This is a genomic window from Microbacterium paulum, from assembly GCF_015707995.1.
GTDB classification, from domain to species: domain Bacteria; phylum Actinomycetota; class Actinomycetes; order Actinomycetales; family Microbacteriaceae; genus Microbacterium; species Microbacterium paulum.
Genome location: NZ_JAAGRY010000118.1, coordinates 1 through 1,777, shown reverse-complemented (window position 1 = coordinate 1,777; position 1,777 = coordinate 1). Strand labels below are relative to the sequence as shown.

1 protein-coding gene and 1 pseudogene are annotated in these 1,777 nt (G+C 60.2%); both read left to right on the top strand.

The annotated features are described in order from the left end of the window. Positions 1–219, top strand: a pseudogene (locus G3N18_RS15685) (hypothetical protein); the annotation flags it as partial. Positions 220–618: 399 nt separating this feature from the next. After that, entirely contained in the window at positions 619–1,698 is a 1,080-nt protein-coding gene (locus G3N18_RS15680) for a hypothetical protein (RefSeq protein WP_196385177.1), read from the top strand. Positions 1,699–1,777: the final 79 nt, after the last annotated feature.

Sequence of the window (1,777 nt, the reverse complement as noted above, 5' to 3'; positions counted from 1 at the left end):
GCTCAGGGCGCCCCCGGCGGCACGAGCGGGCAGGGGCCCGCGGCCGGGCAGGCCGCCCCCTCGACCGGAGGAACCGGAACGGGCACGAGCGGCTCGGGCACCTCAGGCGCGAGCGGCCTGGGCACGCTCGGCGCGATCGGCGGAGGCGACGGCACCTCGTCGGGCACCGCGACCACGCTCGCGTGGCTCGAGTCCCACCGGCAGGAGGGCACGACCTAGCCGAGGTACCCCAAACGCACTCACCTGTGATCATGCGCGTGCGCGCACTTCCAGGATAGCCCTGACGCAGTTTGCTCGTGATCGCGAGCCGCGGAAGAGCAATACACGACCGAAGACGTCGTACATCGGCGTAGTTGGGTAAGTTTGACCCATGAGAACACTGACGTTTGAGCTTCGCAACTGCCATGGCGTGCGATCTCTTGACGCTGAAGTTTCCTTTGAGCAGCACAACGCCGTCGCGATCTATGCGCCGAACGGCACGATGAAGTCATCCTTCGCCAAAACGTTGTCTGATTACACCCGCGAGGAGCCGACGAAGGACCACGTTTTCCCCGCGCGCGAGACTGTGCGCCGGATCAGCGACGAGCACGGTGCTGGCCCAGACCCGCGAACGTCGCGGTGTTTCTCGCCTACGACGAGCAATACGCTCCTACCGAGTTCACCTCGACTTTGCTCGTAAACGCTGAGCTTCGGGAACAGTACAGTGAAATTCACCGCGGCTTGATGGCGCTTCAGGATGAGCTGACTAAAGCACTAAAGAAGGTATCGGGCACGAAAGCAGACATTCCGGGGCTCGTCTCCCAGGTATTCACGCAGCAGGATGATAACTTCTTCGACGCACTGACGCGGGTCAGCTACGAAGTCGAACGTCTAGACGAAGCACCCTTCCCCGATGTGCCGTACGACCGGCTTTTCAACGTCAACACCGAAAAGATCCTTAACGATCCGAAGTTCCAGAGCGTTCTTGCCGAGTATGTGACCCGGCTGAACGAACTCCTAGATCAGTCCACCTTTTTCAGCCGCGCAAAGTTTAGCTATTACAACGCAGAGACGGTCAGCAAGAGTCTGGCGGCACAAGGGTTCTTCGACGCCAAGCACTCGCTCCTGCTGGCGGGCGAGTCGACTCCTAGGCAAGTTTCTAGTCGCAATGAACTGGAGACTCTGATCTTAGAGGAGAAAGAGCGCATCGCGGAGGACCCCGAATTACGGACCCAACTCTCGGCTATAGAGAAGGCGATCACCGGACACCAGGCGAACCGGGACTTCCTCGCTTTCATCTCGGATCACCCCGAGCTTCTGACTCACTTTGCGAACATCACGCGTTTTAAGCAAGAGCTATGGACTTCTTACATTAAGGAGTGCGAGGAGCTTTATACCCGCGCGGTTGCGAGCTTCAAGGACTCTGAGGCACGTCGCCGGGCAATCGAGAAGCAGGCGGCGGCTGAGAGGACCCGTTGGGAGGAGGTCATTGACCTCTTCAACACCCGCTTTTCAGTGCCGTTCACACTTGTGCCACGGAACCGCGAGAAGGTGATGCTTGCCCAGGAGAGTTTCCTCACTCTGGACTTCGAGTTCAAAGATGGCGGCGGAGCCTCACACATGGATCGCGAGCACCTGCTCCGCGTCCTCAGCACTGGGGAGCGCAAGGCGTTCTACATCCTCAATGTGGCTCTTCGGACTTTAGGTGGGGGTGGGTGATGTGCGGGGCCGCGTGGTGACGGGGTGGGGCGGGTCGAGGCCCCGAGGATCGGTAGCGACCAAGCTTCCTTTCCGTTCG